Raw genomic sequence first — 26372 nt, 5'->3', positions numbered from 1 at the left:
ATTTAAACAGAATATTAAGCCAAGCCGATACGCTTCATCATCTCGGCATAAGCCTCTTCAACACCGCCCATATCACGACGGAAACGGTCTTTATCAAGTTTTTCCTGAGTATCAATATCCCAGAAACGGCAAGTATCAGGAGAGATTTCGTCAGCAAGGAGAATTTCGCCCTTGTATCTGCCGAACTCAATCTTAAAGTCGATAAGGTCAACCTTGCACTCCTTAAAGAAGTCAATCATAATTTCGTTAATTTTGAGAGCGTACTTTGAAATAGTATCAATCTCTTCCTTAGTAGCAAAGCCTGCTGCAAGAATGTGGTATTCGTTTACCATAGGGTCGCCAAGCTCATCGTTCTTATAGCAGAACTCAAGAACAGGAGTTTTCATTGGTGTGCCCTCAGGAAGACCAAGTCTTTTTGAAAGGCTGCCTGCTGCCTTATTTCTTACAATAACTTCGAGAGGTACAATTTCAACTTTTTTAAGAACAGTATCTCTGTCATTGAGCTCTTCAACGAAATCAGTAGGAATACCCTTTTCCTCAAGAAGCTTAAACATAAAGTTGCTCATACGGTTGTTTACAACGCCCTTACCGATGATTGTGCCCTTTTTCTCACCGTTAAAAGCAGTAGCGTCATCTTTGTAAGAAACTATACAGTAGTCAGGATTCTCTGTAGAAAATACTTTTTTTGCTTTACCTTCATAAAGAAGCTCTTTTTTATCCATTTTGACATTCCTCCATAAATTGCAGCCTTGACTGCTAATAAAAATACAGATATATTATAATATAATTTTTTTAAATAAGCAACTAAAATGATATTAAAAATTAAAAAAATGTAGAATTTCCTGTTTTTATGCTATTTTATATTCGATATTAGAATATTTATTAAATTTTAAAAAGACTTAAAATATATACTTGATTTTTTATAATATATACTGTATAATTAATTTGTATTTGCCGGTGTGATGGAATTGGCAGACGTAGCGGACTCAAAATCCGCCGGTAGCGATACCGTACCGGTTCAAGTCCGGTCACCGGCACCATGAAAAGGTCTATTGTCTTTAGATAATAGACCTTTTTACTAAAGCAAAAATACCAAAAAAATGTTTGACTTACGAATGAAAAATTTAAATGCAAATTCATAAACCCCTTGATTTATCGCAAAATAAATCAAGGGGTGATTTTATGTGTCACAGAACGAACGGCAGCAATAATATAAAGCCTTTGCCCACTGTAAACGGTGAAAATAAAAAGACTGCTACCGATAATCAATGGGTAACTACAGGGCACAAGCCGCTTGATGACAAACGAGAAAGACAAGACGGACCGGGCGGAAATTAAAATTATTTTCTTTTTGTAAAGTCGAAAACCGACATCAGCTTAAGAGCCGATGCCGGTTTTTGTTATAAAGCCTTTGCCCTTGATAGAGCCGGCTGTAGTTACTATAATAAAAGCTCTTTTATCCACACTTTTTACGGTGTTTGTAATTTTATATACCTGATGCGGTCTGACAGCACACATAATAACTCTTTTCGGCTTGCCGCTGTATGCGCCCTCACCGTTAAGCAAGGTTATTCCTCTGTCATTTTCAGTCATAATCATACTGCAAATTTCTGCGTATTTATCCGTAATAATAAACATAAGTTTACCGTTATCTCTCGCAACACCGTATGAAATGGTGTCAATAACTTTAATACTGAAAAATATTGTAACCACAGCATACAAAACACTTTCAATACTGTTATATACAAAGAACACCATAATAAGCACAAGTGCATCAGCTGCAAAAATAAGATTTCCTGTTGAAAAATACGGGAAATGTTTGTGCAAATTCAGAGCAACAATATCCGTGCCGCCTGTCGAACCGCCACGCATAAATATCATTTCAAGTCCGACACCGTTAAGTATTCCGCCAAATATCGCAACCAAAATTCTGTCGCCCGTATAGGCAGTCATAATCGGCGTAAATACATCTATAAGTATTGAAGCGAATACCGTGCCTGCTATTGTTTTTGTAAGAAATGAAATGCCGTTTTCAACAGCGCCCCATATAAACAAAGGAATGTTCATAACTAACACCATAGTACCTATAGGCAAACCGAACATATGATTAAGCATTGTAGCCACACCTGTAAGTCCGCCCGGTGCAATATCGTTAGGAGCCGTAAAAACCACAACAGAAGTTGCATAAACAGCTGCTCCTGCAAGCATTATTGCATAGTCGGCAACCGCAGTCTTAATATCAAGCTTATTTTTCACAATTACCACTTCCATTTAGCGAAATATGTAAAATAATATCAAACAACTCAGAAATTCTTTCTTTTTCATTTTTTAAATATAAGTATCCGAAAAGGCTCTCAAGTCCCGTAGCACTATGGTAATCTGCCACAGTGCCGTTTTTCGGAGTACATTTAGGGGCGGCATTTCTTCCTCTTTTATATACCGATAATTCTTTTTCTGAAAGATGCGGTATTAAAACTTTGGCATACTCTGCCTGACTTTTGCAATTAACAAAGCCAACCTTTATTTTGTTAAGCTCACCTACAGGACGGTTGCTCTGTCGTACAAGATATGCACGAACAAGCAAATCGTACACACCGTCGCCTACAAACGCAAGCGTAAGCGGAGAAACCTCGTCTGCATAGGTATGCTCAATTATATTCTCATTTTCCATACAAACACCCTGTTAGTCAACAAAATCAAATTCAAGCTCATATATTGAAACCGTGTCGCCCTCTCCGCAGCCTTTTGCTCGAAGTGCGTCAATTACACCGTTATCAATAAGAACTTTTTGGAAATAGTTAAGGCTTTCGTAATCATCGAAATTAATGCCTTTCATAACCTGTAACAGCCAGTCCGCCTCTACAGTATAGATACCGTTGACATTTTTTACGGTAACCGAATGATCCTCAAAATCCTCTGCCGTCACAATCGGAGCAGGTTCTGCCTCATAATGAGTAATCGGAGGAAGTTTTGAGAGCATTTCTCTGATTTTATTTAACATAGGATCAACATCATAACGAATTGCCGCCATAATCGGGAAGAAATCATAACCTTGTGCCTCAACATAAGCCTTGAAATCCGCTATCTGTTCATCAGTTGCCATATCGCATTTGTTTCCCGCAACAATCATAGGTCTTTCCGCAAGCTCGGGATTAAACTTTTTAAGCTCATTGTTAATGGTTTCAAAATCTTCTTTCGGATCTCTTCCCTCCGAACCTGAAACATCAACAATATGAACGAGCATTCTGCAGCGCTCAATATGGCGTAAAAACTGATGTCCAAGACCTGTTCCCTGCCATGCACCCTCAATAAGTCCGGGAATATCAGCCATTACAAAAGACGAACCCTCACCCATTGATACAACACCAAGTACAGGTGTAATGGTTGTGAAATGGTAGTTTGCAATAAGCGGTTTTGCCTGTGAAACTACGGATACAAGTGTACTTTTACCTACATTAGGGAATCCTACAAGTCCGACATCCGCCAAAAGTTTAAGTTCAAGAGTAACATTAAACTCTTCTCCGGGTAAACCGGGTTTTGCAAAACGGGGAACCTGACGAACAGGAGTAGCAAAATGCGGATTACCCCAACCGCCTTTACCGCCTCTCGCAACAATATACGGCTCTGAAGATGATACATCGGCTAAGACTCTGCCTGTTTCCTCTTCTTTAACAAGTGTACCGAGAGGAACACGAATTATTAAATCCTCTGCATTTTTGCCTCTGCAGCGACCGCCTCTGCCGTTTTCACCCTTTTTTGCGAGGTATTTGCGTTTATATCTGAAATCGGCAAGAGTTGAAAGATTAGTGTCTGCAACAAACACTACATTTCCGCCTCTGCCGCCGTCACCGCCATCGGGGCCGCCTGCCGCAACATATTTTTCTCGGTGAAACGATACCGCACCGTCACCGCCGTCACCGGCTTTTATATAAATTTTCGCTGTATCTACAAACATCTCTGCTAACCTCCAAATGACGAATTTTAATTTATGATATATGTTATTATGCCCCAAAGCATAATAAAAATCTGTTTTTTATCAAAAGTTGGGGTAAATTACTGTTTATCGCATAATTTTAGCTAAATAATTTTAAAATTCAGTTCAAACCTTTGAAAAGGTTGATCTAACTTTTATAATTGTTACCCAAAATCTTAAAAACTAACAAAAAAGGGTGGATAATCTAATATCCACCCTAAGATAATGCGCAAATTACTGCTCAACAGGATAAACGCTTGCACGCTTTCTGTCCTTGCCTACACGCTCAAACTTTACAACGCCGTCGATCTTTGCGAATAATGTGTCGTCTGAACCGATACCTACGTTGTTACCTGGATGAATGTGAGTACCTCTCTGCTTAACAAGGATGTTGCCTGCGAGAACCTTCTGTCCGTCTGCACGCTTTACACCAAGACGCTTTGATTCACTGTCACGGCCGTTCTTTGTAGAACCCATACCTTTTTTATGAGCGAAAAGCTGAAGATTTACCTTAATCATTACCTTACACCTCCGAAATAATAACTTTAATATACTTTTTGTACTGCTTTTGTAAAACAGATAAGTGAAGCCATAAGCCCTCAATTAAATGAGATGCTTCTTTTGCCTCTGCACTGCTAAGGCTTAAATTAATAAAGCCGTCGCTGTCGGTAACCTCTGCATCCGTATGCAGAACCTCGGTGATTGTATTGGCTGTCATAATTGCCGCAGAGCTTACGCCTGCACACACTATATCAGGCCCGCTGGTATTAAAATCAGCATGTCCCGAAATTTTAAAGCCTTTAAAATAATCAGCCGATTTAAAAAATGTTACCGTAATCATTCTCAGATCTCGATTGAAGTAATCTTAACCTGTGTGTAAGGCTGTCTGTGACCCATTGCTCTCTTCTCGCCTTTCTTTGGCTTGTAAGTAGCAACTCTGATTTTCTTGCCTTTACCGTTCTTTAATACCTCTGCAGTAACCTTTGCACCCTCAACAACAGGAGTGCCAACCTTAATGCCGTCATCTGTGCCAACAGCAATAACATCGAATGTTACTGTATCGTTTGCCTCTGCGTTAAGCTTTTCAACGAAGATAACCTGATCGTTTGTTACCTTGTACTGCTTACCGCCTGTCTGAATAACTGCGTACATTTTAGTACCCACCTTTACATATGTCTCGCTATCTGCAGGTAGAGAATAACTCATTTAACAACCCACAATATGCGGCTTATATAGCATAACACAAATATAATTTGTTGTCAACCTTATTTTTACAGGTTATTCTGAATTTTTGCAGCCTTTACAGTGTTTTTCATAAGTGTTGCAATTGTCATAGGACCAACACCGCCCGGAACAGGTGTTATGTATGAACATTTGTCCTTTACATTCTCAAAATCAACATCACCGCAAAGTTTGCCGTTTTCATCTCTGTCCATACCTACATCAATTACCACAGCGCCTTCTTTTACCATATCTGCCGTAACAAACTTCGGTTTGCCTACCGCTGCAACAAGAATATCTGCCCTGCTGCAAACCTCTGCAAGATTCTTTGTGCGGCTGTGGCAGATTGTTACAGTGCCGTTTTCGTGAAGTAAAAGCATTCCCATAGGTTTGCCTACAATATTGCTTCTGCCGATTACAACACAATTTTTGCCGCTGACTTCAATATTGTAATAATGGAGCATTTCCATTACACCGGCAGGTGTGCAAGGGAGAAAATCATACTCACCGAGCATAATTTTACCTACATTTACAGCATGGAACGCATCAACATCTTTGAGCGGATTTATTGCCTCAATTACTGCCTTATCATCAAGATGCTTTGGCAATGGGAGCTGAACAAGAATACCGTTTATATCTTTTTTCTCATTAAGTTCTTTTACAAGGCTTAAAAGTTCTTCCTGTGTGGTTTCCGCAGGCAAAGCATATTCCTCGGAATGAAATCCTACAAGTTCGCAGGCTTTCTTTTTATTATTTACATAAACTCTCGACGCAGGGTCGTCACCTACGATTACAACCGCAAGTCCCGGGGTGATTGAATGTTCTTTCTTTAAAAGCTCGGTTTCATTTTTTACTTCTTGCTTTACCTGAGCCGATACCTTTTTTCCGTCTATAATCTGCATAAAAACTGTCCTTTCTCTTTATGTTTATTAAAAGCATAACTATACCTACAATAAAAATAATTGCCGACAAAAGCTGAGATACTCGCACCGCATTGCCAAAAATTTGGAAGTGCATATATAGGCTGTCTGTTCTGAGTCCCTCTACTATCATTCTTTCAAAGCCGTACCACACAAGATAGCTGAAGAAAATTTGTCCTGCATATCTTTGTCTGTATTTACCATAGAAATGTAAAATCACAAATCCGAGCAGGCACCATACCGATTCATAGAAAAAGCACGGGTGAACCGCAACATTGTCTGTACCCTGACTTACCATTCCCCACGGTAAATCGGTAGGTGCGCCGAATGCCTCCTGATTCATAAAATTGCCCCATCTGCCTATTCCCTGTCCGAGCAAAAATCCCATCATAGCAATATCGAGAATCGGCATAACTTTCATTTTTTGAATTTTTGCAACCGTAAGACCGCCTAAAAGCGCACCGATAACGCCGCCGTAAATTGCAAGACCGCCGTTGTTTATATAGAGAATTTCAATCGGATTTTTGCCGTAATAATCCCATTCAAAAAAGCAGTAGTAAAGTCTTGCGCCAATAATACCCGTTATGATTCCCACAAGAATACAATTAATCAGCTTATTGCCGTCAACATTGTATCGTTTGGAACTGACATAGGCATAAAGCACTGCAAGCAGAAGTCCCGACGCAATAATTATACCGTACCAATAAACCGGGTAATTACCAATGGTAAAAGCAACAGGATTTACGGTAAATTCAAGACCAAGTCCCGGAAACGAAACATTATAGTCCATTACTTTTCACCGTCCTGAATTGGCTTTACAACCGACAAAGTACAGTTATTTACATCAAGCATACAATCAAGTCGCTTTGTAACATCTTCTATTGTAGCGTTTGCGATTTCATCAATATAGTCAAACATATTATTGCCTTTGAAATGGTAGTCGGCAAGAATATTTGAAATTGTATCTACAGAATTGAGAGATGCAACTGTATCGCCGTAAATTGATTTTTTGGCAATTTCAAACTCTTCCTTATCAATTCCGTTTTCTTTAAGTTTAACAATATAATCCTTAATCATTTTCGCTGCTTTCTGCGGTTCTCTTGACTCACCGCCAAAGATAACCGAACAGTAACCGGGGCCGTCAAACAGTTCATAAGAGAACGAGCTGTTAATAAGGTTTGCATCAAGCAATTTACGATACAATTCACTTGTTTCAGACGCTAAAAGGAATAGCAAAATATCTGTATGAGCCGCCTGTGCGTCGCCTTTTACGCAATCCGCTTTTTCCTTAAATCCGAGATTAAATATAGGCATAGAAACAGAAAATTCCTGTTCTACATACGGCTTAACAATTTCGTAAGGCTCGTTTTCAAATACATTGTGAATAGTATGTTTTTCACTCGGTTTCAAAAGTCTGTCGGCTGTTTTTAAAACCTTGTCGACAGTAACATTGCCCGAAACGCAAAGCACCATATTGTTAAGGTTGTAGAACACATTATACACTTCGTACAATTTTTCGGCTGTAATTTCAGCAATACTTTCAACCGTACCTGCAATATCAATCTTTACAGGGTGATTGTGATACATATTTTCAAGCATATTGAACATTACTCGCCAGTCAGGTGCATCATCATACATTTTGATTTCCTGACCGATAATACCCTGTTCCTTAGCTACGGTCTGCGCAGTAAAATACGGTGACTGAACAAAATCAAGTAAAATTTCAAGACTTTCGTCAAATTTTTCTGTACAAGAAAAAAGATAGCAGGTCTTTTCAAAACTTGTATAAGCATTGGCATTTGCACCTGTTTGTGCATAACGAACAAATGCGTCGCCGTCTTCGCTTTCAAAAAGTTTATGCTCAAGATAATGCGCTATACCGTCAGGTACGGTAATTGTTTCGCCGTCATCTACAGAAAACTTTGTATTAATACTGCCGTAGCGTGTACCGAAAATAGCATAAGCCGAATTGTATCCATCTTTTGGATATACATAAATTGTAAGTCCCGACGGATGATTTATTTTATAATATTTTTCTGCAACTCTTTCAGATTTTATTTCTTTAATATCCATTTAACACACTTCCTTTCGCAGTTTATTTATTTTTAAGAACATATACAGTATCAAGTGTGAGCTTTTTGGCTGCCTCTACAATTTCTTCCTTTGTAACTGCATTATATTTTGCCGCAAGTTCTTCAATGCTGTTAAAACCGTCATTTATAAACTGTGAAGAATACCAGTTGTCTATACCGGCTGTGGTATCGTTGGATGTACGGAATCCGTTTACTATTGCACGCTTTGTAGCCTCAATTTCAAAGTCGGTGATATTGCCGTTTTTCATATCTTCAACTTCTTTGAGAATTGCTTTCTCGGTTTTTTCAATATTTTCATTGAGTACGCCGCTGTCAACAATCATAAGACCGTTAATAAAATTGTAGCTTGCCGCACAGTAGTAGCAAAGGCTCTGCTTTTCTCTTACATTGTTAAAAAGTTTTGAGTTGGCGGTACCTCCGAGAACAGCGCACATAATTCTGCCTGCAATCCACTCTTTTTCGGTATCTGTACAGCCGACACCCGAACGGAAACCGAGTACAAGCTTTGACTGTGAAACATCCATTTCTTCAACAACACGCTGTACTTCGTCCGCACTCTTGACATAACTCATATCAACCTTGCAAGGTGTTCTGTCAATCTTGCTGTATGCGTCTGTAAATACTTTTTCCGCTTTGTCGGCACCGCTGTCACCGATATAGAAAATTTCCACAACAGAGTCTTTTAATAATTTTTTCCACGCATCAACAAGGCTTTCGGGAGTAATCTTTTTGATTTCTTCAACACTGCCGTAACGCTTGATTCCGCAGGTTTCGTTTTTAAGCATATTTGAAAGCATTGTGCTTATCGCATAGCCACGCTTATCGTTAAACTCTGCGTCAATAGCGTCAAGCAACTGTCTGCGTTCCTGCTCAAAATCATTATCATTAAATTTACCGTCGGTAATGTTAGGATTAAAGATAACCTCACACAAAAGCTTTGAAATTTCCGCTGAAATGATTTCGTCGGTAAACACATATCTGTCGTCAATACCAACCGCTGTAAAAGTCAGCACCTGATAAGCGCCTGTCTTTTTTACGCTTGATACAATATCTGTTCCGTAAAGAGCGCTGAGCTTTTTGCTGAATTGAGTAAAATCAGGGTAAGCCTTGCATGAGCGTGTAAGCAATCCACGCAAAAGAGCATTGTGTGCCGCATCCTCAACATTTAAAGGTACATACAGATTAATGCTCATTCTGATTGTTTTAAATCTATTTACCTTGATGTTGTTAAAAGCAACACCGTCGGCAATAATTTTTCTTTCAATAGAATTCATCATATCATCTCCGAATCTATAATTTGGTTTTTCCAATCTAATATACATTGTTTAGTATAACATAATTTTCAAAGAAATAAAAGCATTTATATAAAAAATAAGAGCATTGTATGTAAACAACGCCCCTATTATGTATATTATTTAAAATAAATTACTTCTTTTTTCTTCTTGCCGCAAAAGCTGTCAGTACAAAGAAAACCGCTGCGGTTGCAACAAGAACAATTATACTTTCAAAATCAGTCACCGTATGGTCGCCGAACGAATAGATTATACCCATCTCGGAATTAATCTGATCAATTACATCAGGTTTTAATTCGGCAGGTACAGATTTGGTACATTCGGTAATTGCACTCTCTGTAAAAATCTGTCTTAACATACTGCCCGCATGAGAAATCGGAAAACATTTTACTGCAGTTGCAACCGAATCAGGTAACGAACCTACAGGAATATAAATACCTGTAATAAATCCGGAAATTGTACCTATAACCGTACATACGGCGGTATATGCACCCTCGGTTGTTATAAACATTGCAATAAACATAACAATAGAAGTTGTCGCAAGGTCGTCAATTGCAATTATGCCGACAACCTTAAGCATATTCAAAAGGCTTAATAATTCTCCGCCGTTTACAACTATGTATATTTCACCGAGAATAAAACCTATCAATGTAATAAAAAACGAAATCAAAGCTAGACTTAAAATATATCCGAGAGTTATTCTGCTGCGGCTTACAGGTGAACAGTAAAAGTCTTTAAAAAGTCCTTTTGACCTGTCGCTTACTATTGATACCGCACCGAGAGATATTGAAAGCGGCATAATAGAAATAATACCTGCCATTATCCAACCGTCTGTAAGAAGTCTTGGACTGTCAAGTCCTATACCCTCAAAACCTTTTGAAAGTTGATCCCCGAGAAAAAGCGCATACAAGCCGATGATTATAAACACCGTAAGCAAAGACGCAAGCCAAGCGCCCTTATTTCTGAAATATATTTTAATATTTCTTTTTACCAAAGCAAGCATTACTTTATCTCCTTTCCTGTAACAGCTACAAATAAATCATCCATTTTACCCTTCTGAACTTCAAAATCAAATATGTAATCCTTTAGCTCATTGACTATCGGCAAAGCTGCAAAAGTTGACTTAACGGGAATTTTCACGGTTTCTTTCGTAAATGTGTATTTCATATTCTTTGACTTCAGTATCCTTTCAATATCCGCCATTGTACTGCCTTTATGGTATATTGTAAGTATATCCGAAACATATTTGCTTTTAAGTTCAACGGGAGTTCCTTGCGCCGCAATTTTACCCGAATCCATAATTACAACATATCCTGCGTTCTCTGCTTCTTCAAGATAATGAGTGGTAAGAAAAACCGTCATTCCGTATTCTTTTCGTAAATTACTTACGGTTTCCCATACTGAAAGTCTTGTTTGCGGGTCAAGTCCAGTAGTCGGTTCGTCAAGGAATAATATTTTAGGTGTATTAATCAATGCTCTTGCAATATCTGCTCTTCTGCGCTGACCGCCCGAAAGTTTACCGTACGGTCTGTTCATAAAATCGGTTGCACCCGATTTTTCGATAGCATCGGCAACTGCATTTTTCAAACTTTTACCTTTTAATCCGTAAAAACTGCCTCGTATTGAGAGGTTTTCTTTTACGGTAAGCAGCGGGTCAAGCAAACTTTCCTGAAATACCGCACCGATTTCGGCTCTTATTTTTGAATCTTCTTTTCCGAGTATTCTTCCGCTGATTTCAACTCTGCCGCCGTCTGGCTTTAAAAAAGTATTCAATATACTTATGGTGGTTGACTTTCCCGCTCCGTTCGGTCCTAAAAATGCAAACAGACTGCCTTCTTCAACATAAAAACTAATATTGTCAACAGCCTTTAAATCGCCGTAAGTCTTTGTTAAATTTTCAATTACTATTGCTTTTTTCATTGCTGTTTCTCTCCTTTAATATTTTATTAATCGTATTTGAATCTGCTTTCATTCTCAACATATGAATTGTAAACACTATCAAAAATACCGCAACAATTACACCTGCCGCAATCAGCAAGTCTGACATTACAAAATCAAACCAACCGAATATTGCTCCGCCTACTACCATAACCACGGCAAAAACTTCTAAAATATCTATTATGCTTACAGTCAACAAACTAAGTTTGAGTTTAAAACCCTTTGACAATATCATATCGGTCACAAACATTAATACAGAAATAACCAATGCGACAATAAAGCATTGAATCACGCTGTATGCATTAAAAACAAAACCGCTGCCTAAAAATACATTGAGCAAAGCAAGTATAAGTGTTTGCCAAGCAAATGAATTTACAAAAACAGAAAAAAACTGACTTAATTTATTCATTGTTCTATCCCCTTTACAGTCCGAATTTACTTTTAAAATCTTTTAAATAATGTCTGTTTACAATCTGAACTTCTCCGTTATTCATATGTACTTCCATTTTTCCGTTAAGCAATGGCTTTACACTCGTAAGTTTGCTTATATTAAGAATACAATTTTTACTTATCCTTACAAAATCGGATTGCGGTAAAAGCTGTTCTGTCTGATAAAGTTTGTAATCGGTTTCATACACCTTATTTTGAGAATAAATAAATGTCTTTTCATCAACGCTTTCTATGTAATAAATCATTTCAGCAGATATAAGAAATGTTTTATCATCAATTCTGCCTGTCAGCTTTGCATTGTTATGTTCAAGCTCGTCAAGCAGTCTTTTTAAATTCTCGTCAACAGCAGCACATTTAACCGTAATCTCGGTTTCGGTAACCGTGCTGTCTTTAATTATCTTTATCTTCATATATTCCCTCTGTGAAGTTAAATTCATTTATTAAGTACATTTATAGAATAACAGAAATTGTATTTAATTTAAAGTGTTTTTAGGTAAAATGCAGAATACAAAGGTTAAGTTGCATAAAAATACCGCCAACCTCTCGGTCAGCGGTAAAAATCAGTTCCAATAGTCAAAGAACAGTACATTTTCGTATTTTGTTATGTAATTTTGAGTTGAATGCCAATTGTTCGGATAAGCGTTATAATACTCATCTGTACACATTACAAGTATACGGTGCTGAACAGCGTTACCGCCATTGTCAAAAACATATGACACGGCATTTTTAGCGTTTGCGTTTACATTTTCTCTGTATCCGTCATACCCCATACCGCCGTTGGCAGATGATTTTCTTAAATCCATAGGATTTTTGCAATATCCGTAAACAAGAGCATCTCTTATACACTGTGCAATAAATACAGAACCTGCATAAGAAGTACCGAACTCACCCATTACAATTTTTTCTATGTAAGCCCTTTCTTTATCGGAAAGTTTATATGTTCTTCCCTTATAACTGCTGTCAATTTTATTTGACGGTAATTTAATTAAAAATGAATTAGCTGCACTTGCTCCGCTGCTTGTACCTCCGCTTGACGCATTCATAAGAATATTTTGCAAAGCGGTTACATCATTAATATTAATTTTGCCGTCACCGTTAATATCCGCACGCTTTTCGTATGAATCGGTCCAATTACTTCTGTTCCCCGAAAGTCTTAACTGCAAAGCGGTTACATCAGATATTGATACCTTTCCGTCGCCGTTCAAATCATAATTACTTTCTGCCGCAAAAGCGGTAACAGTAAGAAGGCTCATAAACAAAGTTACAGCAAGAACACAAGAAACAAATTTACTTATTTTTTTATTCATATTTTCTCCTTCACAATACCTTTTATTCTGTTATTTACTGATGTTTTTCAACATCACAACATTTTTATTATAACACATAAAAATACAAATTGCAAATTTATTGCTTCTGAAATGTATTTTTTCAAAAAAAGTGTTGACATTTGTAAATTACGGTGGTATAATAACACTCGTTGATTGAGAGGAAACAATCTCAATACAAAAACTTAATATTAGCGAGTGTGCTGGAATAGGCAGACAGGCACGTTTGAGGGGCGTGTGTTTCACGACGTACGGGTTCAAGTCCCGTCACTCGCACCATATCGAGTGTTCATAAGGGATTTGACTTATGAACACTCTTTTTGTTTTATCATATAATTTTTATGTACGAGCAAGGGTAACACCTTGCTCTTTTTTATGCCGTGAATTGTTCGGTTATATACTCTACGGCAACACCTTTGCGTGTATCCGCAATATGGGTTTGTTTTGTGGTGTTCGGCAATTCGATATATCCGATAAAACGGTAATATATAACGATTCGTTGCGTTCGACTTTTGCCTGTACCCTCTGTTTCAAAAATATCGATATGGTCAATCAGTTCTCGAAGCAGCGGTGATGTCAGATTATCCATTTGCATAAACCTGCGAATTGCCGATATGAATTTTCCATATTCCGAATTGGTGTTTTTCAACTCTTCGATTTGGTGTCGAGTATCCGCAATTTTGGCTTTTAAGTCCATACGCTCTTTTTCGTATTTATGAGATAACTCAACAAACCACTCATCGCTGACTTTTCCGATTACATTATCCTCATATAGCTTTTCATAAAGTTGTGATACCGTGTTGCTGCGTGCAATCGCTTTTTGCAGTTCCGACTCTAAAAATTTTTTGTCTTTTTCTCTTTCTTCGTCATTTTTCCGCAAAAGCAGTTGTGCAAAATATGACTCGTCAATTTCCAACATTTCAACAAGTCGCCTTAATTCAAGTTTTACAACTTCTTCAAGGGCGTCTGCTCTGACATAATGTCTTCCCGGGCACTTTCCTCGATAATCTACCTTGTTATCAGAACAAGTGAAATAGTGAATTTCTTTATTCGAGGTGCTTGTGTGGTATCTCATTTTACTGTGGCAATCTCCGCAATATATCAAACCGTTAAATATGCTCCGTTCGCCGTTTTCTTTTTTCGGAGCCCGACGCTTTGTTTTTGAAATAAATTTCTGTACGGTTTCAAATGTTTCTCGGTCGATTATCGGCTCATTAACATCCTTGAATACAGTCCAATTCTCTTTGGAGTTTTCATATCTTGTTTTGTTTTTAAATGACTTGGAATATGTTTTGAAATTGATAATATCTCCGCAATACTCTTGTTGAGAAAGAATTTTTTGAACAGTTGTCTTACACCATTTGTACGGATTGGTCTGTGTCTTCTTTCCGCCTCTGTTCAATCCTTTTGACCGCCAATAAGCCATAGGAATAAGCACTTTGTTTTCCTGCAATTTTCTTGCAATGGTTTCATTGCCTTTACCGTCGAGACACATTTTAAATATGCTTTTCACAACGGTTGCGGCTTCGGGGTCAATTATCCATTTCTTTTTGTTTTCCGGTGACTTCATATATCCGTATGGCGGTTGCGATAACGGCTCTCCCATACTGCCTCTGAGCCTGTGGGACGAACGAATCTTTTTTGAAATGTCTCTCGCATACATTTCGTTTAAGATATTCTTGAACGGTGCAATTTCGCTTTCTCCCTCATCGCTGTCAATGGCATCGTTCACGGCAATAAAACGAACATTATGTTCGGGAAAATAGCTGTCGGTATAATTACCTACCGAAACATAATCACGACCCAGGCGGGATAAATCTTTAACCATTACGGCAGAAACAAGCCCGATTTCAATATCGTCGATAAGCTGTTGAAATCCGGGACGGTTAAAATTTGTTCCGGTATATCCGTCATCCACATAATATTTTGTATCCGTTAAACCCATTTCTTTTGCTTTTTGTGATAACAGCTTCTTTTGATTGCCTATGGAGTTGCTCTCGCTTTCCGTTCCGTCATCACGGGATAAACGACAATAAAGAGCCGTTATCCCTATTTGATTTTTGTTTTTCGACTGCATTTAATCCTCCTTTCCGACAGTCGAACAATCATATTCATCTGTCATTTTATCATTGATGCTGTCAACAGACAATTCTGCGAAATCGCCCGTGAGATATTTTTTCAATCTGTTATTCAAATGATTGCTGTCGCTATATTTTTTAATGTTAAAATCCTCAAATTTACCGCAAACGATATATCTTACCCCGTTTATCATATATTCGCCTGTACCCAAGCTGAAATTTGTTATTTGCTTTTTCATATCATCTCTCCCTCTCACGCTGTCGGATTAAATATTTTCTGTAATGTTCGCAAGCTTTAATTATGAAATCTGCGGTCTTTTGCTTATCCATACCCCTTGGGAGAATATCACGTAACTTATCTGCGGATATTCGCACTTGCTCTTTTTGATTTGGCTTTTCTTCATTGAGAACGGCGAAAACCGTATCGACAAAAAAGTTGCCGTCTTTACTGAATTTTCTTAATCTTTGTGCCTGTGACAATGACGGTGTAGCGTCGGTAAATTCTATTTGTTCAAGCAATATTTGTTGTTCATATTCCGACAGATATGAAAGTTCAACCGCAGGAGTAAAGGCTATTCTTTCTTCGTCAACGAGTTTAAGCAATTCGGGTATTAAGTATATTAAGCGGATATATCGCTGTATTTGTCTTGCACTGTCATCGACGGTTTCTGCAATCTTTTCATCTGTTCTTAACTTTGTGCCAAGTTGGCACGAAGTTTTCCCTTGATGCTTCAAAGCCTCTGATTTCATTTTGTAGGCAAAAGCTTTTTCACTCGGTAAAATATGTTCACGGTGTATGTTTGAATCCACCATTTGCACAATTGCCTCATCTTTTGTAAGTTCTTTTATTGTCACCGGGACACTTGTTATCCCTAACGCTTTGCAAGCTTCAACTCGTCTGTGTCCGCTGATAATTTCATATTTACCTGCCGGAAAAGAACGAACGATTATAGGTTCAAGCAATCCGTTTTCTTTTATGCTTTCTGTTAATTCTTGTTGCTCAATCCCGCTTCTTTCCTTAAACGGATGATTTTCAAAGGGAACAAGCAAATCTATACTTATGTTTTTTATCATTTTAACCTCCATATATATTCTTTTCTCGGCCGGTAACAGTCTTAATCTTCTAAGTCTTATTACCTTCCGTTATTCGGAAATCAAGAAAACCGAAAATCAGAATTGTTTCAGATAGATAATGTTCGGTTTACCTTGACCTTGCTTTTTGCGAAGTATTAAGTCCGAAGTTTCAAGTTCGAAGAATAACTTGCATATCTTTTCGTGACCGAAATGCAGTTTTTCTTGTGCTGATTTAATCGTAAAATACTGATATACTCTGCCTTGCTTATCTATCCAACCGTTTTTGACGGACAAATACATTCGGTCAAGCAAAAGTCCGTACAGCATTTTCGCATCGGTTGAAACAGATTTGTACTTTTCTTCAAATAACGCTTTCGGTACTTTGTAGAAAGCAAAGTTTTTAGCATCCGATATTTTGAAATATTTGTTCACTGTATCACCTCTGTTTTTGTATTAAAAAGGTACCGAAATCGGTAATTTTTTCTTTTGTATCGTTTTTTTATTGAAAACAAGTATCACTATGTTAAATTAACCGCTGTCATCATATTCACGGCGATTTTTAACGCTTTTTGCACCTCTTTTGGATTTGTACTTTGGGCAGAAAACAACGATTGCCGTGTGGCTCTGCTTGCATTTGTTTTTGCATTTGAGACAAAGGCTGTTGTATGTTCTTCTGCTTGTTTCGGGATTTATGAAAAAATCCCATTCTTGTTTTGCTTTCTTTGATAATCTCGGCATTGTAAAAACTCCTTTCACTTGTTTGAACCGGGAGAGGCATTTTGCACCCCCTGTTTGCAAATAAATTTTCCCTCTCACTTGGTAGGCAACGAAAACGGTCAAAAATTAACCCTCTGACAAATATTTTTATTAACCCCTTCACTTGTTTGAACAGAGAACGCTTTTTTGGGGGGTGTTTTTGAAAAATTTATAAACATTTAACATTTGCTCCTCTACTCATTTGGACAAAGGGTGACGAAATGCACACCCAAAATTGACGGTTTAATAAAAATTATTTGGGAAAATTTTTTATGCCCTCTACTTGTTTGAACCGTGAGCAAAAAAGTCAGGGTATTTCGGCGAAAAATTTGCAAAAAATAAAGTCCCTCGTTTCTTGAAAGTTCAAAAAACGAAGGACTGGGTATGTAAAAATATTAAATTGTAATTGCAATGCACAAATTTAGCGAGCAGACCGTTTGTATATCCAAACGGTAATTTTGCTATTTAGGGACTCCCTAAGACCCGTTGAAAACAGTTTATTATTATAGAAAAATACCTTCGGGTTGTTTCGTATATCGAAAATTAAATAAAACTATAATTTTGAATAAATATTTAGGGCTGTAAATACAAAAAATTGGCGTTCGCAAACTTATTGTGTTGAATATTTCTGCTCCGAATGTTATAATTGATTCAAACAGGCAAGGAGGTCAATTATGAAAGTCAGCTATGACAAATTATGGAAAATATTGATTGATAAAAAAATGAAAAAATATCAATTAAGAGAACAAGCTCACATAAGCAGCAATTCTGTTGCAAAGTTAAGTAAGGGAGAATTTGTCAGTATGGAAGTCCTGCTTAAAATATGCGAAACCCTTGATTGTAATATAGGCGATGTATGCGAATTTTATAAGGATGACGGAGAAACCGAAAATGCATAAAACAAAAGAACAAATATCATACAATATGCAACAGGTTAAATCCAAAGACACAAAGATAGAAGTTATGCTCAGAAAAGAACTTTGGTCAAGAGGTTTGCGTTATCAAAAGAACAGTAAAAAAGTGTTCGGAAAGCCCGATATTGTTTTTATCGGCAAAAAGGTTGCCGTGTTTTGCGACAGTGAATTTTGGCACGGTTATGATTGGGATAATAAGAAAAAGGAATTCAAATCACATCAAGAGTTTTGGATTCCTAAAATTGAAAAAAACATTGCTCGAGATAATTTGGTAAATGAAACACTTGAAAATTCGGGTTGGACAGTACTTAGATTTTGGGGCAATGATATAAAAAAGAATTTACAGGCGTGTGCCGATGAAATTGAGAGGACGGTAAAAAGTAAAAATGACTAAATATAAATCTATTGATTTGTTTGCGGGAATCGGTGGCATTCGTCTTGGATTTGAACGAGCCTTCGGGGATGAAATTAACACGGTTTTTGTAAGTGAGTGGGATGAATATGCACAGAAAACATACAAGGCAAATTTCGAAGATGATTTTGAAATTGCGGGAGATATAACCAAGATAAACGAAACCGATATTCCGCAATTTGATATATGTCTTGCGGGGTTTCCTTGCCAAGCATTCAGTCTTGCGGGAAAAAGACAAGGGTTTGATGATAATTATAAAGGTCTTTGCCGAGGCACTTTGTTTCTTGATGTTGCGAGAATTTGCGAAGCAGACAAACCAAAGGTTATTTTTTGTGAGAATGTCAAGGGATTAAAGATTCACGACAGAGGAAGAACATTTGAAATAATAAAAAAAACTTTTGAAGATTTGGGTTATAAAGTTTTCAGCGATGTACTTAACAGTAAAGATTTTGGAGTTCCCCAGAACAGAGAAAGAATATATATTGTGGCTTTCAGAAATGATATTGCACCCGAAAAATTTGAATTTCCAAAGGCGACGGATGATACAAAAAGGCTGAAAGATATTATAGAAGAAAAGCCTGTACTGGCTAAATATTATTTAAGCGATGTCTATGTTGAAACCCTCAGAAGGCACAAAGCCCGTCACGAGGCTAAAGGCAACGGCTTCGGATATGAAATTCGTGAATGGGACGGTATTGCCGGTGCTATTGTATGCGGCGGAATGGGCAGAGAACGCAATTTGCTGATTGATAAACGACAAAAAGATTTAACACCGACAACACACATTAAAGGCGAAGTCAACAAGGAGGGTATCAGAAAAATGACTCCGAGAGAATGGGCTCGTTTGCAGGGATTTCCCGATACTTTCAATCTTCCTCTTGCCGATGTCCATCTTTATAAACAATTCGGAAACAGCGTAACTGTAAATGTTATTGAAGCCATCGCAAAACAAATTAAGGAGGTACTCGACAATGCCTAAACTTTCAGGAAACAAAGGCGAATGGAGTGAAATATATGCTTTTCTTCGTTTGCTTGAAATAAAGAAATTGTATGCTGCGGATGCCGAATTGAATAAAAAAGATGATATGTTTTACAATATCATAAACATTATCCGTACCGAGCCTGTTGGAAAACTTGAATTCAGAATAAACAGAACGGAAGATACAATAACTGTTTTCAATACCTCCGACAGCACGGAATTATTAACGCTTCCTTGTTCCGAATTCAAAAATGCGGCAGACAGACTGTACTGCGAAATAATTGAAACAAACGCTTCTGCATTTGCTTTGCCGGATACAGAAGAATTTCTTGATACATTGAACATCGGTGTACTTAAAGCAAAGTCCACCGACAAAGCCGATATTCTGATAAAAATTCACGATATAAATACGGGTTACGAAGCAGTTCAAGGCTTCAGTATAAAATCAAGACTCGGCAGTCCGTCCACTCTTGTTAATGCCGGCAAAACAACAAACTTTGTTTTTGAAGTGACAGGCAATATTGATGATGCGGTTGTGCAAGAATTTAATACCTGTTCAAAGAAATTCAAGGATAGATTTAAAGTACTTGACCGTAACGGTTGTGATATAAGTTACGATTCAATGGAAAATGATGTTTTCGAGAGCAATTTACAACTCATAGACGGCGATTTGCCGAAGATTTGCGGTTATATGCTTAAAGAATATTATTCGTCGGGAGTCAACACAGTAGCAAATTCACTTGAATCTTTAAATGTACATAATCCAATCGGATATGATTTATCAAAAGGTCATCCGTTTTATGAATATAAGTTCAAAAAGTTTCTTGCAGAATGTGCGCTCGGTATGCTTCCGTCAAAAGTTTGGGACGGTACGGCAGACGCAACAGGCGGATATATTATAGTCAGAGAAGATGGTGAGGTTTTGTGTTATCATCTGTTTAACAGAAACGAATTTGAAACCTATCTGATAAATAACACTAAATTTGAAACAGCAAGTACATCCCGTCACGAATTCGGAAGTATATACAAAGATAACGGAAAATATTATATCAAGCTGAATTTGCAGGTTAGATTTATAAAATGAGGTATATATATGTTAAAGAAACTTGGAATAGTAAAGACAAAGAATAAAGGGTATAAAGTATTTATGGAACATATCGCTCCGGATTTTTTAGATAATACTATGATTCCCAGCGAGTATGTTAAGTTTTGTTGGAAAAAATACGAAACATCAGGTGTGTCCAGAACAAATTCTTTAAACGGTACAATTTTTGAATTAATTATAGCAACATTGTTTGTCAAAGAAGGGTTGGTACCCCTGCATTTACAAGCGCAAGTTGCATTTGTGCCTAATGTAAATTTTGATGCAATTTTGTATACAAACGAAACGGGACCGATTGGTCTTAGTTTAAAAACAAGTTTGAGAGAAAGATATAAACAAGCTGACTTAGAGGCTATTGCGTTGAAATATGTACACAGAAAAGCTGAGAACTATCTGTTAACTATGGATGCAACAGAAGCCGGTATGGTTTCAAATAAAATAAAAAACGGGGATGTGCTGGGACTTAATCAAGCAATACTTACAACATCCGATGAATTTAACAATTTTATTGATGAATTAAAGAAGAAAAAGTTTGTTTCTCCAGGTTCAGTTGAAATAATTAAAGCCTCAAGAACGATTACAAGTGATGACATCGCAGCAGCTTGCAAAAAATAATTATGGTTATTTGCAGTTTATTCGCAGGTATCGGCGGAATTGATTTGGCTTTTAAGCAATCGGGTTTTGAAGTGGTATGGGCAAATGAATTTGACAAAGATGCTTGTAAAACTTACAGACATAATTTCCCTGATACCTTGTTATCCGAATGTGATATAAGAAAAGTTAACACAGATGATATACCGGATTTTGATATTCTCGCCGCAGGATTTCCGTGTCAATCGTTCTCGGTATGCGGTAACAAAAAAGGTTTCGCCGATGAAAGAGGTAATCTTTTCTTTGAAATAATGAGAATAGCAGACGCTAAAAAGCCTAAAATTATTTTCCTTGAAAATGTCGCTAATCTTACCGAACACGATAACGGCAAAACCTTTAACCGCATACACAATGAGCTTTCCGATAGGGATTATTATATACGATATCTCATTGCGGATGCTTGCAACTACGGAATACCGCAACACAGAACGAGAACATATATCGTCGCTTTTAAGGATTTTGATATGTGTAATAAATTTCAATTTCCGAAAGAGCAACCGCTCAAAAAGCACATATTTGATATTATCGACCGAAGCGTAAAAGCAGATGACAGCTTTTATCTTAATGAGAATTCTGTACAGTATCAAAAGATGAACGCCGCTATAACGGACGAAAATCAAATATATAGATTTTCTGATTACGGTATTCAAAAAAGCAAAGACGGTATTTCTTTTACGCTTAAAGCCAATATGGGGACTTGGTATAATCGTGTGCCGATTATAAAAGACAACTTTGGAATCAGAACGATTACACCGCAAGAATGTCTTGCCTTGCAGGGATTTCCTAAATCGTTTGATTTTCCCGATATTCCGATGAAAAGTATGTATAAACAATGTGGGAACACAGTGGTTGTGCCAATTGTAAAAAGAATTGCAACTGCTTTTGGAAACGATTAATTTCCTATATATAAAATCATAATGGATTACTGATTAGGAGGGAGTTTAGATGAAAATTGACCTTCATTGCCACACAAAACAAATTAAAAGTGGTGATGGTTCAGGAAGAAATGTTACTAAAGAGCTGTTCTGTAGGAAAATATTTGATGCTGATGTTAAAATTGTAGCTATTACAAATCACAATTCCTTTGATAAAGAACAATTCTGTGACTTTAAAGACGCTGTCTCAGAAAATTGTCAGCTATGGCCTGGTGTTGAAATTGATATTAAACAGTATAATCATTCTCGTTGGCATTTAATTGTAATAGCCAATCCTGATAATGTAGAAACTTTTTCAAACTCGGTAAACAAATTGTTTTCTGGAGAAAATTTAGAAACTTGTACACACACGATTAAGGAAGTATATGATTGTTTAAATAAATGTGACGTTATTTATATTGCACATTTCCATAAAAAACCTGCAATTTCAGAAGAAGATAGGCAAGATTTATTTAATATTGTTAATGACTCTTCTCGTGTATTTGATGAAACTTCCGACAACAGAACATTAGGTGTCTTTGCAAACTATGGATATAATGTTATGATCGGAAGTGATGTTAAAGATTGGAATCAATATGAACTTTCCACATTTGCTGATCTTAGATTACCCATAGCTAATTTTCAGCAGTTTTGTATGTTAGCCAAACGTGATGAAACAATTATAAATACATTGTTAAATAAGCGAGAAACATATAATCTTATTGCAAGTCCTCATAAGTCTGTGAAAATTCCAATCACAATATATCAAGACGTAAATATAATATTCGGTCAAAAAGGAACTGGAAAAAGTGAAATTCTATCATCACTGTATAATCAAATGCTTTCAAATGGAATGAATTGCAAAAAATATATTGGTTCTGAAAAAGACGATGATTTTAAGGCACTCTTAAAAACACAAGATATGGATAGAGACTTATCAAAAATTGAAGCAAATGGTTGTGATGAAGAATTAAAAAGAATTTTTGAATGGAACGATACCAATCCAACTATGTTTCAAAGCTATATAAATTGGTATTCTACAAAAGATAACAGCAAGAATAAAAGCAGAATGAAAATTACAGATTCTACTGCGTTGGTGGTTGATAACCCACAACGATATACGTTATATAGTTCCGATAGAAAGAGTATTAAACAGTTAATCAAAACATTAAAAAGTATTAATTGCGAGTTGTACTTGGACGATAATGATATTTCTCGTCTAAACAAATCAATATCGAAAATCGAACAAAACAATTATAAATTATTATTAAGAGATATTATTGACATAAAATCAACGGAAATAACAAATTATAGTTTGGAAAAAATCAAAAACATTGCTGATAGAAATTCTGATACTGTTTCAAAACCTTCATCTACAGGGTTTAGAGAATTTGCAAATAATCGTTTGTCCTTATTAAGAGATATTAATGTGATAAAAAAAGTTCTTGCAAAACCAGAATATAACGAACGAACTATTTTAGGCACAATAGAAGAAAAAGGGACTATTTATATCAATAAAAAATACAGATTTCTTTGCAAAGATTCTAAAACAGCAGAATTTTCTGTTGGCATAACAAAATTAAATAAAATAGTTGATTTGATAAATGAAATTGCAAATGAATTTGAATCTTCGTCAATTTCCACAAAAATTAATGAATTAGTTCTCCTTTGTAACGAAGAGAATATAGTATCATTAAAATCGTTCTTAGGATTGTCAAAACAAATAGTGACAGAATCAAATGAAGAATACTTGCCATCGAATGGAGAAAAGGGTATTCTGTTACTTCAACGAACCTTGTCAGAAGATGCAGATGCCTATTTTTTAGATGAACCAGAACTTGGAATGGGGAATTCTTTTATTGATACAAATATCAGACCAATTATTTCTTCTCTTGCAAAGCAACATAAAACTATAGTCGTAGCAACGCACAATGCTAATATCGCCGTGCGAACCCTACCATATTTATCTATTTTTAGAACTCATCAAAATGGCGAATACAATACTTACATTGGTAATCCGTTCAATGATAAATTAAAAAACATTTCAGATGAAACAGATGTAAAAAGTTGGACTAAAGAGAGTTTACATACACTTGAAGGCGGCAAAGAAGCTTTTTATGAAAGGAAAAGTATATATGAAACGAGTGGAGAATAAAATAGTAAAAGTAGTATTAACTGTTATGGGAGAAACTGATGTGTTAGTTTTTTTGCTTGATGAAAACGATTCAGAGAAATATGTAATTGATTTGAACGATTCTTCTTGTCAGATTAAAATCAAAGATGTTTTTTCAAAGCTTTTAGAAGAGTTAATTGAATTCGATATTAATTTAGACTTAGAAATTCAAGAAGGATATTCAAAAGGATTGTATAAAGATGTTTGTAAAGAATACATTGCAGAACTTAATAAAGAATTAGTTCAGGTAAAAAACTCAATAAAGAAAGAGTTGCAATAATTTTCTATTTAACGTATTGATTGTCCATACGGTCAGTACAATTCAATATATTTCTTATAGGTCTAAGTGGTGGTTTTGCTATCCAAATACACGGCTTGCTGAGATTGTGCAAAAAGCGGGCAAGCTACCGTTTGGATATCCAAATGGTCTGCTTGCTAAGATTATGCATTGCAACTTGGCAAACAAAATTAAGGCACAGCTTTCGGGAAAGTTTCCGTCGGCTGTGCCTTGTTCTCAGTTAAATATTATTTGTGAATTTACAATTTCCGTTGCTCGATTGCGAATATTATTCATCTTTTGCACCCATAACATCATATCGGTTACTTTGAGTTCTTCGGTAATTTTTTCTTCTTTGGCAAGTGCTTTAACGAGTTCAGAGAACATCTTTTCTGCTTGTTCTTCGATGTCGGCAAGGTATGAATTGAGCTGACCGCTTGTCAGCAAATTGTAATAACGCACTTTGTGGTTTTGTTTCAAATATCGTTTGTGCCTCATTGCCCATACACAGATATTCATTTCTTTTTCTTCCGCCGATAACGAAAGATTAGGCAATAAATAATCACCCGCCTGCATATAAGCACCGCCGTTATTTTCAAAAATTGTTTTCATATTAAAACCTCCTTGATTTTTAGTAAGTTCATTATACGAAAAACAAATTAGAATTGCGAATGTGCGGATTATTATTTGAATATGATGTTCGACTATCGGTAAAACTGTATTTTACCAAATCCTATATGAACATCCGCACCATAAAAAACAGATTAACTTTCTTATTAGTCTGTTTTTTTGTTTTACAAGCAAATTGATAACGGGACTTGAAGGCGACCGTTAAGAAAACAGTCCTGTGGACTGTTTTTAGGGAGAGCGTTGATGATATTTATAATTTTTGCAAGCCGCATCAAACGAGGCAGAAAGTTTGCTTATTTTTTAACTAAGTCACTCGCACCATAAAAAACAGATTAACTTTCTTGTTAGTCTGTTTTTTGTTTTACAAGCAAATTGATAACGGGACTTGAAGGCGACCGTTAAGAAAACAGTCCTGTGGACTGTTTTTAGGGAGAGCGTTGATGATATTTATAATTTTTGCAAGCCGCATCAAACGAGGCAGAAAGTTTACTTATTTTTTAACTAAGTCACTCGCACCATAAGAAACGGATTAACTTTTTGTTAGTCTGTTTTTGTTTTACAAGTATGGTAATTTTTAGACTTATTTTTAGACTTATTATTACTAAATCTTTTCTGTAATAAAGGAGAATAATATGGGACTGTTTGATAAATTTAAAAAGAAAAATAACGAAGAATACATTGATGATGTAACTTATATCAGAGATATAAAGCATATTCCGTCAGTGCCTTGGCATCAATATGATGTGCTTTTGGCGGCACAAGGCTACGGATGGGATTATATTATTGATTGGGCAAACTATATGGCAACCACCGACTTAGAACAGATTTCCCAAGTAACAGTAAGCTCTGCAGACAAAAGCGCAGATATTACGGAATCATACATAAAGAGCAACGGTAAATTCAGCGAAACAGAAGAATTAAAAAACGAAGCGGCAAGTCTTTCTGTTGCCGGAATAAGCAAAACTTTAAAAGCACCAATGAAAATAGTATGGTTTAATCAAACACAGGTTTTACGATTCTTTACAATAGTTGATGATGAAACACTTATTAAGAAATACATTGAAACTGTTATTCGTCGTACTTTTGGAACAAACGATGCTATGAAATTGGCAAAACCTATTTTGAAACAGTAAATTTTATTATTTAGCATAATGCATTAGAAAAACATTTATAAAAGTTTGATCAACCTTTGAAAAGGTT

At 36.4% G+C, this 26372-nt stretch carries 32 protein-coding genes and 2 tRNA genes; 12 read left to right on the top strand and 22 right to left on the bottom strand.

What is annotated here, in order from left to right; translation table 11 throughout:
- Positions 1 to 14: 14 nt before the first annotated feature.
- Complete coding sequence (gene purC, locus AAAY30_RS05350) at positions 15 to 722, bottom strand: phosphoribosylaminoimidazolesuccinocarboxamide synthase (protein ID WP_295025747.1); 708 nt, start codon at positions 720 to 722, stop codon at positions 15 to 17.
- Positions 723 to 953: 231 nt separating this feature from the next.
- Between purC and AAAY30_RS05345 the strand changes: the two genes are divergently transcribed.
- Positions 954 to 1040, top strand: a tRNA-Leu gene (locus tag AAAY30_RS05345).
- 142 nt (positions 1041 to 1182) lie between these two features.
- Entirely contained in the window at positions 1183 to 1338 is a 156-nt protein-coding gene (locus AAAY30_RS05340; RefSeq protein WP_294657595.1) for a hypothetical protein, read from the top strand.
- 39 nt (positions 1339 to 1377) lie between these two features.
- On the opposite strand, the gene AAAY30_RS05335 is transcribed toward AAAY30_RS05340, so the two are convergent.
- From AAAY30_RS05335 to AAAY30_RS05265, 15 genes are all read right to left on the bottom strand, one after another.
- Entirely contained in the window at positions 1378 to 2256 is an 879-nt protein-coding gene (locus AAAY30_RS05335; RefSeq protein WP_249376447.1) for a YitT family protein, read from the bottom strand.
- Positions 2246 to 2671: a Mini-ribonuclease 3 gene (locus AAAY30_RS05330; protein ID WP_022234727.1), complete on the bottom strand. Its 426-nt coding sequence runs from the start codon at positions 2669 to 2671 to the stop codon at positions 2246 to 2248. Before AAAY30_RS05330 ends, AAAY30_RS05335 begins: the two co-directional genes overlap by 11 nt.
- A 12-nt stretch (positions 2672 to 2683) precedes the next feature.
- Positions 2684 to 3955, bottom strand: coding sequence for a GTPase ObgE (gene obgE, locus AAAY30_RS05325; protein ID WP_186936320.1), 1272 nt, complete (start codon positions 3953 to 3955; stop codon positions 2684 to 2686).
- Between the two features lie 252 nt (positions 3956 to 4207).
- Positions 4208 to 4492 carry a 50S ribosomal protein L27 gene (rpmA, locus tag AAAY30_RS05320; RefSeq protein WP_022234725.1) on the bottom strand — a complete coding sequence of 95 codons (285 nt, stop codon included), beginning with the start codon at positions 4490 to 4492 and terminating at the stop codon, positions 4208 to 4210.
- A 4-nt stretch (positions 4493 to 4496) separates the two neighbouring features.
- A complete protein-coding gene (locus tag AAAY30_RS05315) occupies positions 4497 to 4814 on the bottom strand; it encodes a ribosomal-processing cysteine protease Prp (protein WP_499215744.1) in 318 nt (105 codons plus the stop codon).
- Between the two features lie 2 nt (positions 4815 to 4816).
- The gene (gene rplU, locus AAAY30_RS05310; protein WP_186936322.1) at positions 4817 to 5125 is read right to left on the bottom strand and encodes a 50S ribosomal protein L21; all 309 of its coding nucleotides are present in this window, start codon (positions 5123 to 5125) and stop codon (positions 4817 to 4819) included.
- A 119-nt stretch (positions 5126 to 5244) separates the two neighbouring features.
- Positions 5245 to 6096, bottom strand: a complete 852-nt coding sequence (gene folD / locus AAAY30_RS05305; RefSeq protein ID WP_295057762.1) for a bifunctional methylenetetrahydrofolate dehydrogenase/methenyltetrahydrofolate cyclohydrolase FolD — start codon at positions 6094 to 6096, stop codon at positions 5245 to 5247.
- Positions 6038 to 6904 carry a prolipoprotein diacylglyceryl transferase gene (gene lgt / locus AAAY30_RS05300; RefSeq protein WP_303107220.1) on the bottom strand — a complete coding sequence of 289 codons (867 nt, stop codon included), beginning with the start codon at positions 6902 to 6904 and terminating at the stop codon, positions 6038 to 6040. Before lgt ends, folD begins: the two co-directional genes overlap by 59 nt.
- Positions 6904 to 8187: an EF-P 5-aminopentanol modification-associated protein YfmH gene (yfmH, locus tag AAAY30_RS05295; protein WP_296153218.1), complete on the bottom strand. Its 1284-nt coding sequence runs from the start codon at positions 8185 to 8187 to the stop codon at positions 6904 to 6906. The genes lgt and yfmH overlap by 1 nt, the downstream gene beginning before the upstream one ends.
- A 22-nt stretch (positions 8188 to 8209) precedes the next feature.
- Complete coding sequence (gene yfmF, locus AAAY30_RS05290) at positions 8210 to 9481, bottom strand: EF-P 5-aminopentanol modification-associated protein YfmF (protein WP_484330133.1); 1272 nt, start codon at positions 9479 to 9481, stop codon at positions 8210 to 8212.
- A gap of 151 nt (positions 9482 to 9632) precedes the next feature.
- Positions 9633 to 10502 (bottom strand): ABC transporter permease, encoded by an 870-nt coding sequence (locus AAAY30_RS05285; protein ID WP_302187043.1) that lies wholly within the window; start codon positions 10500 to 10502, stop codon positions 9633 to 9635.
- Entirely contained in the window at positions 10502 to 11419 is a 918-nt protein-coding gene (locus AAAY30_RS05280) for an ABC transporter ATP-binding protein (protein WP_337782052.1), read from the bottom strand. The genes AAAY30_RS05285 and AAAY30_RS05280 overlap by 1 nt, the downstream gene beginning before the upstream one ends.
- Entirely contained in the window at positions 11397 to 11846 is a 450-nt protein-coding gene (locus AAAY30_RS05275; protein WP_337782051.1) for a DUF3021 domain-containing protein, read from the bottom strand. Before AAAY30_RS05275 ends, AAAY30_RS05280 begins: the two co-directional genes overlap by 23 nt.
- 13 nt (positions 11847 to 11859) lie before the next feature.
- The gene (locus tag AAAY30_RS05270; RefSeq protein ID WP_186936329.1) at positions 11860 to 12297 is read right to left on the bottom strand and encodes a LytTR family DNA-binding domain-containing protein; all 438 of its coding nucleotides are present in this window, start codon (positions 12295 to 12297) and stop codon (positions 11860 to 11862) included.
- A 150-nt stretch (positions 12298 to 12447) separates the two neighbouring features.
- The gene (locus tag AAAY30_RS05265) at positions 12448 to 13194 is read right to left on the bottom strand and encodes a dockerin type I repeat-containing protein (protein ID WP_337782050.1); all 747 of its coding nucleotides are present in this window, start codon (positions 13192 to 13194) and stop codon (positions 12448 to 12450) included.
- Positions 13195 to 13406: 212 nt separating this feature from the next.
- Between AAAY30_RS05265 and AAAY30_RS05260 the strand changes: the two genes are divergently transcribed.
- Positions 13407 to 13491: transfer RNA gene (locus AAAY30_RS05260), tRNA-Leu, on the top strand.
- Positions 13492 to 13585: 94 nt separating this feature from the next.
- Here the strand turns inward: AAAY30_RS05260 and AAAY30_RS05255 are convergent.
- The 5 genes from AAAY30_RS05255 to AAAY30_RS05235 form a co-directional block, all read right to left on the bottom strand.
- Positions 13586 to 15289, bottom strand: a complete 1704-nt coding sequence (locus tag AAAY30_RS05255; protein ID WP_337782049.1) for a recombinase family protein — start codon at positions 15287 to 15289, stop codon at positions 13586 to 13588.
- Complete coding sequence (locus AAAY30_RS05250) at positions 15290 to 15529, bottom strand: hypothetical protein (protein ID WP_015524266.1); 240 nt, start codon at positions 15527 to 15529, stop codon at positions 15290 to 15292.
- Between the two features lies 1 nt (position 15530).
- A complete protein-coding gene (locus AAAY30_RS05245) occupies positions 15531 to 16364 on the bottom strand; it encodes a ParB/RepB/Spo0J family partition protein (protein WP_499215745.1) in 834 nt (277 codons plus the stop codon).
- A 96-nt stretch (positions 16365 to 16460) separates the two neighbouring features.
- Positions 16461 to 16796 (bottom strand): replication initiator protein A, encoded by a 336-nt coding sequence (locus AAAY30_RS05240; protein ID WP_295025766.1) that lies wholly within the window; start codon positions 16794 to 16796, stop codon positions 16461 to 16463.
- Positions 16797 to 16892: 96 nt separating this feature from the next.
- Positions 16893 to 17102 carry a hypothetical protein gene (locus tag AAAY30_RS05235; RefSeq protein ID WP_295025767.1) on the bottom strand — a complete coding sequence of 70 codons (210 nt, stop codon included), beginning with the start codon at positions 17100 to 17102 and terminating at the stop codon, positions 16893 to 16895.
- A 692-nt stretch (positions 17103 to 17794) separates the two neighbouring features.
- On the opposite strand from AAAY30_RS05235, the gene AAAY30_RS05230 reads away from it, so the two are divergent.
- From AAAY30_RS05230 to AAAY30_RS05195, 8 genes are read left to right on the top strand one after another with little or no spacing between them, the layout of a single operon-like run.
- A complete protein-coding gene (locus AAAY30_RS05230) occupies positions 17795 to 18019 on the top strand; it encodes a helix-turn-helix domain-containing protein (RefSeq protein ID WP_295053932.1) in 225 nt (74 codons plus the stop codon).
- Positions 18012 to 18428: a very short patch repair endonuclease gene (locus AAAY30_RS05225; protein WP_022299857.1), complete on the top strand. Its 417-nt coding sequence runs from the start codon at positions 18012 to 18014 to the stop codon at positions 18426 to 18428. Before AAAY30_RS05230 ends, AAAY30_RS05225 begins: the two co-directional genes overlap by 8 nt.
- Positions 18421 to 19425, top strand: a complete 1005-nt coding sequence (locus AAAY30_RS05220) for a DNA cytosine methyltransferase (protein ID WP_337782048.1) — start codon at positions 18421 to 18423, stop codon at positions 19423 to 19425. The genes AAAY30_RS05225 and AAAY30_RS05220 overlap by 8 nt, the downstream gene beginning before the upstream one ends.
- A complete protein-coding gene (locus AAAY30_RS05215; RefSeq protein WP_337782047.1) occupies positions 19418 to 20509 on the top strand; it encodes an HpaII family restriction endonuclease in 1092 nt (363 codons plus the stop codon). Before AAAY30_RS05220 ends, AAAY30_RS05215 begins: the two co-directional genes overlap by 8 nt.
- A gap of 9 nt (positions 20510 to 20518) precedes the next feature.
- A complete protein-coding gene (locus tag AAAY30_RS05210) occupies positions 20519 to 21142 on the top strand; it encodes a PDDEXK family nuclease (RefSeq protein WP_295025771.1) in 624 nt (207 codons plus the stop codon).
- 2 nt (positions 21143 to 21144) lie between these two features.
- Positions 21145 to 22074 carry a DNA (cytosine-5-)-methyltransferase gene (gene dcm, locus AAAY30_RS05205; protein WP_295025772.1) on the top strand — a complete coding sequence of 310 codons (930 nt, stop codon included), beginning with the start codon at positions 21145 to 21147 and terminating at the stop codon, positions 22072 to 22074.
- Positions 22075 to 22123: 49 nt separating this feature from the next.
- Complete coding sequence (locus AAAY30_RS05200) at positions 22124 to 24247, top strand: PHP domain-containing protein (RefSeq protein WP_302198977.1); 2124 nt, start codon at positions 22124 to 22126, stop codon at positions 24245 to 24247.
- A complete protein-coding gene (locus tag AAAY30_RS05195) occupies positions 24210 to 24545 on the top strand; it encodes a hypothetical protein (RefSeq protein ID WP_337782045.1) in 336 nt (111 codons plus the stop codon). Before AAAY30_RS05200 ends, AAAY30_RS05195 begins: the two co-directional genes overlap by 38 nt.
- A gap of 234 nt (positions 24546 to 24779) precedes the next feature.
- Here AAAY30_RS05195 and AAAY30_RS05190 read toward each other — a convergent pair whose 3' ends face one another.
- Positions 24780 to 25154 (bottom strand): TnpV protein, encoded by a 375-nt coding sequence (locus AAAY30_RS05190; RefSeq protein WP_295025776.1) that lies wholly within the window; start codon positions 25152 to 25154, stop codon positions 24780 to 24782.
- Between the two features lie 650 nt (positions 25155 to 25804).
- On the opposite strand from AAAY30_RS05190, the gene AAAY30_RS05185 reads away from it, so the two are divergent.
- Positions 25805 to 26305, top strand: coding sequence for a hypothetical protein (locus AAAY30_RS05185; protein ID WP_295025687.1), 501 nt, complete (start codon positions 25805 to 25807; stop codon positions 26303 to 26305).
- Positions 26306 to 26372 lie beyond the last annotated feature (67 nt).

Origin of the sequence: Ruminococcoides bili (assembly GCF_040093295.1) — a bacterium.
Classification (GTDB): domain Bacteria; phylum Bacillota; class Clostridia; order Oscillospirales; family Acutalibacteraceae; genus Ruminococcoides; species Ruminococcoides intestinale_A.
The sequence above is the reverse complement of the archived record's forward strand: the minus strand, read 5'-3'. Positions and strand labels throughout refer to the sequence as shown.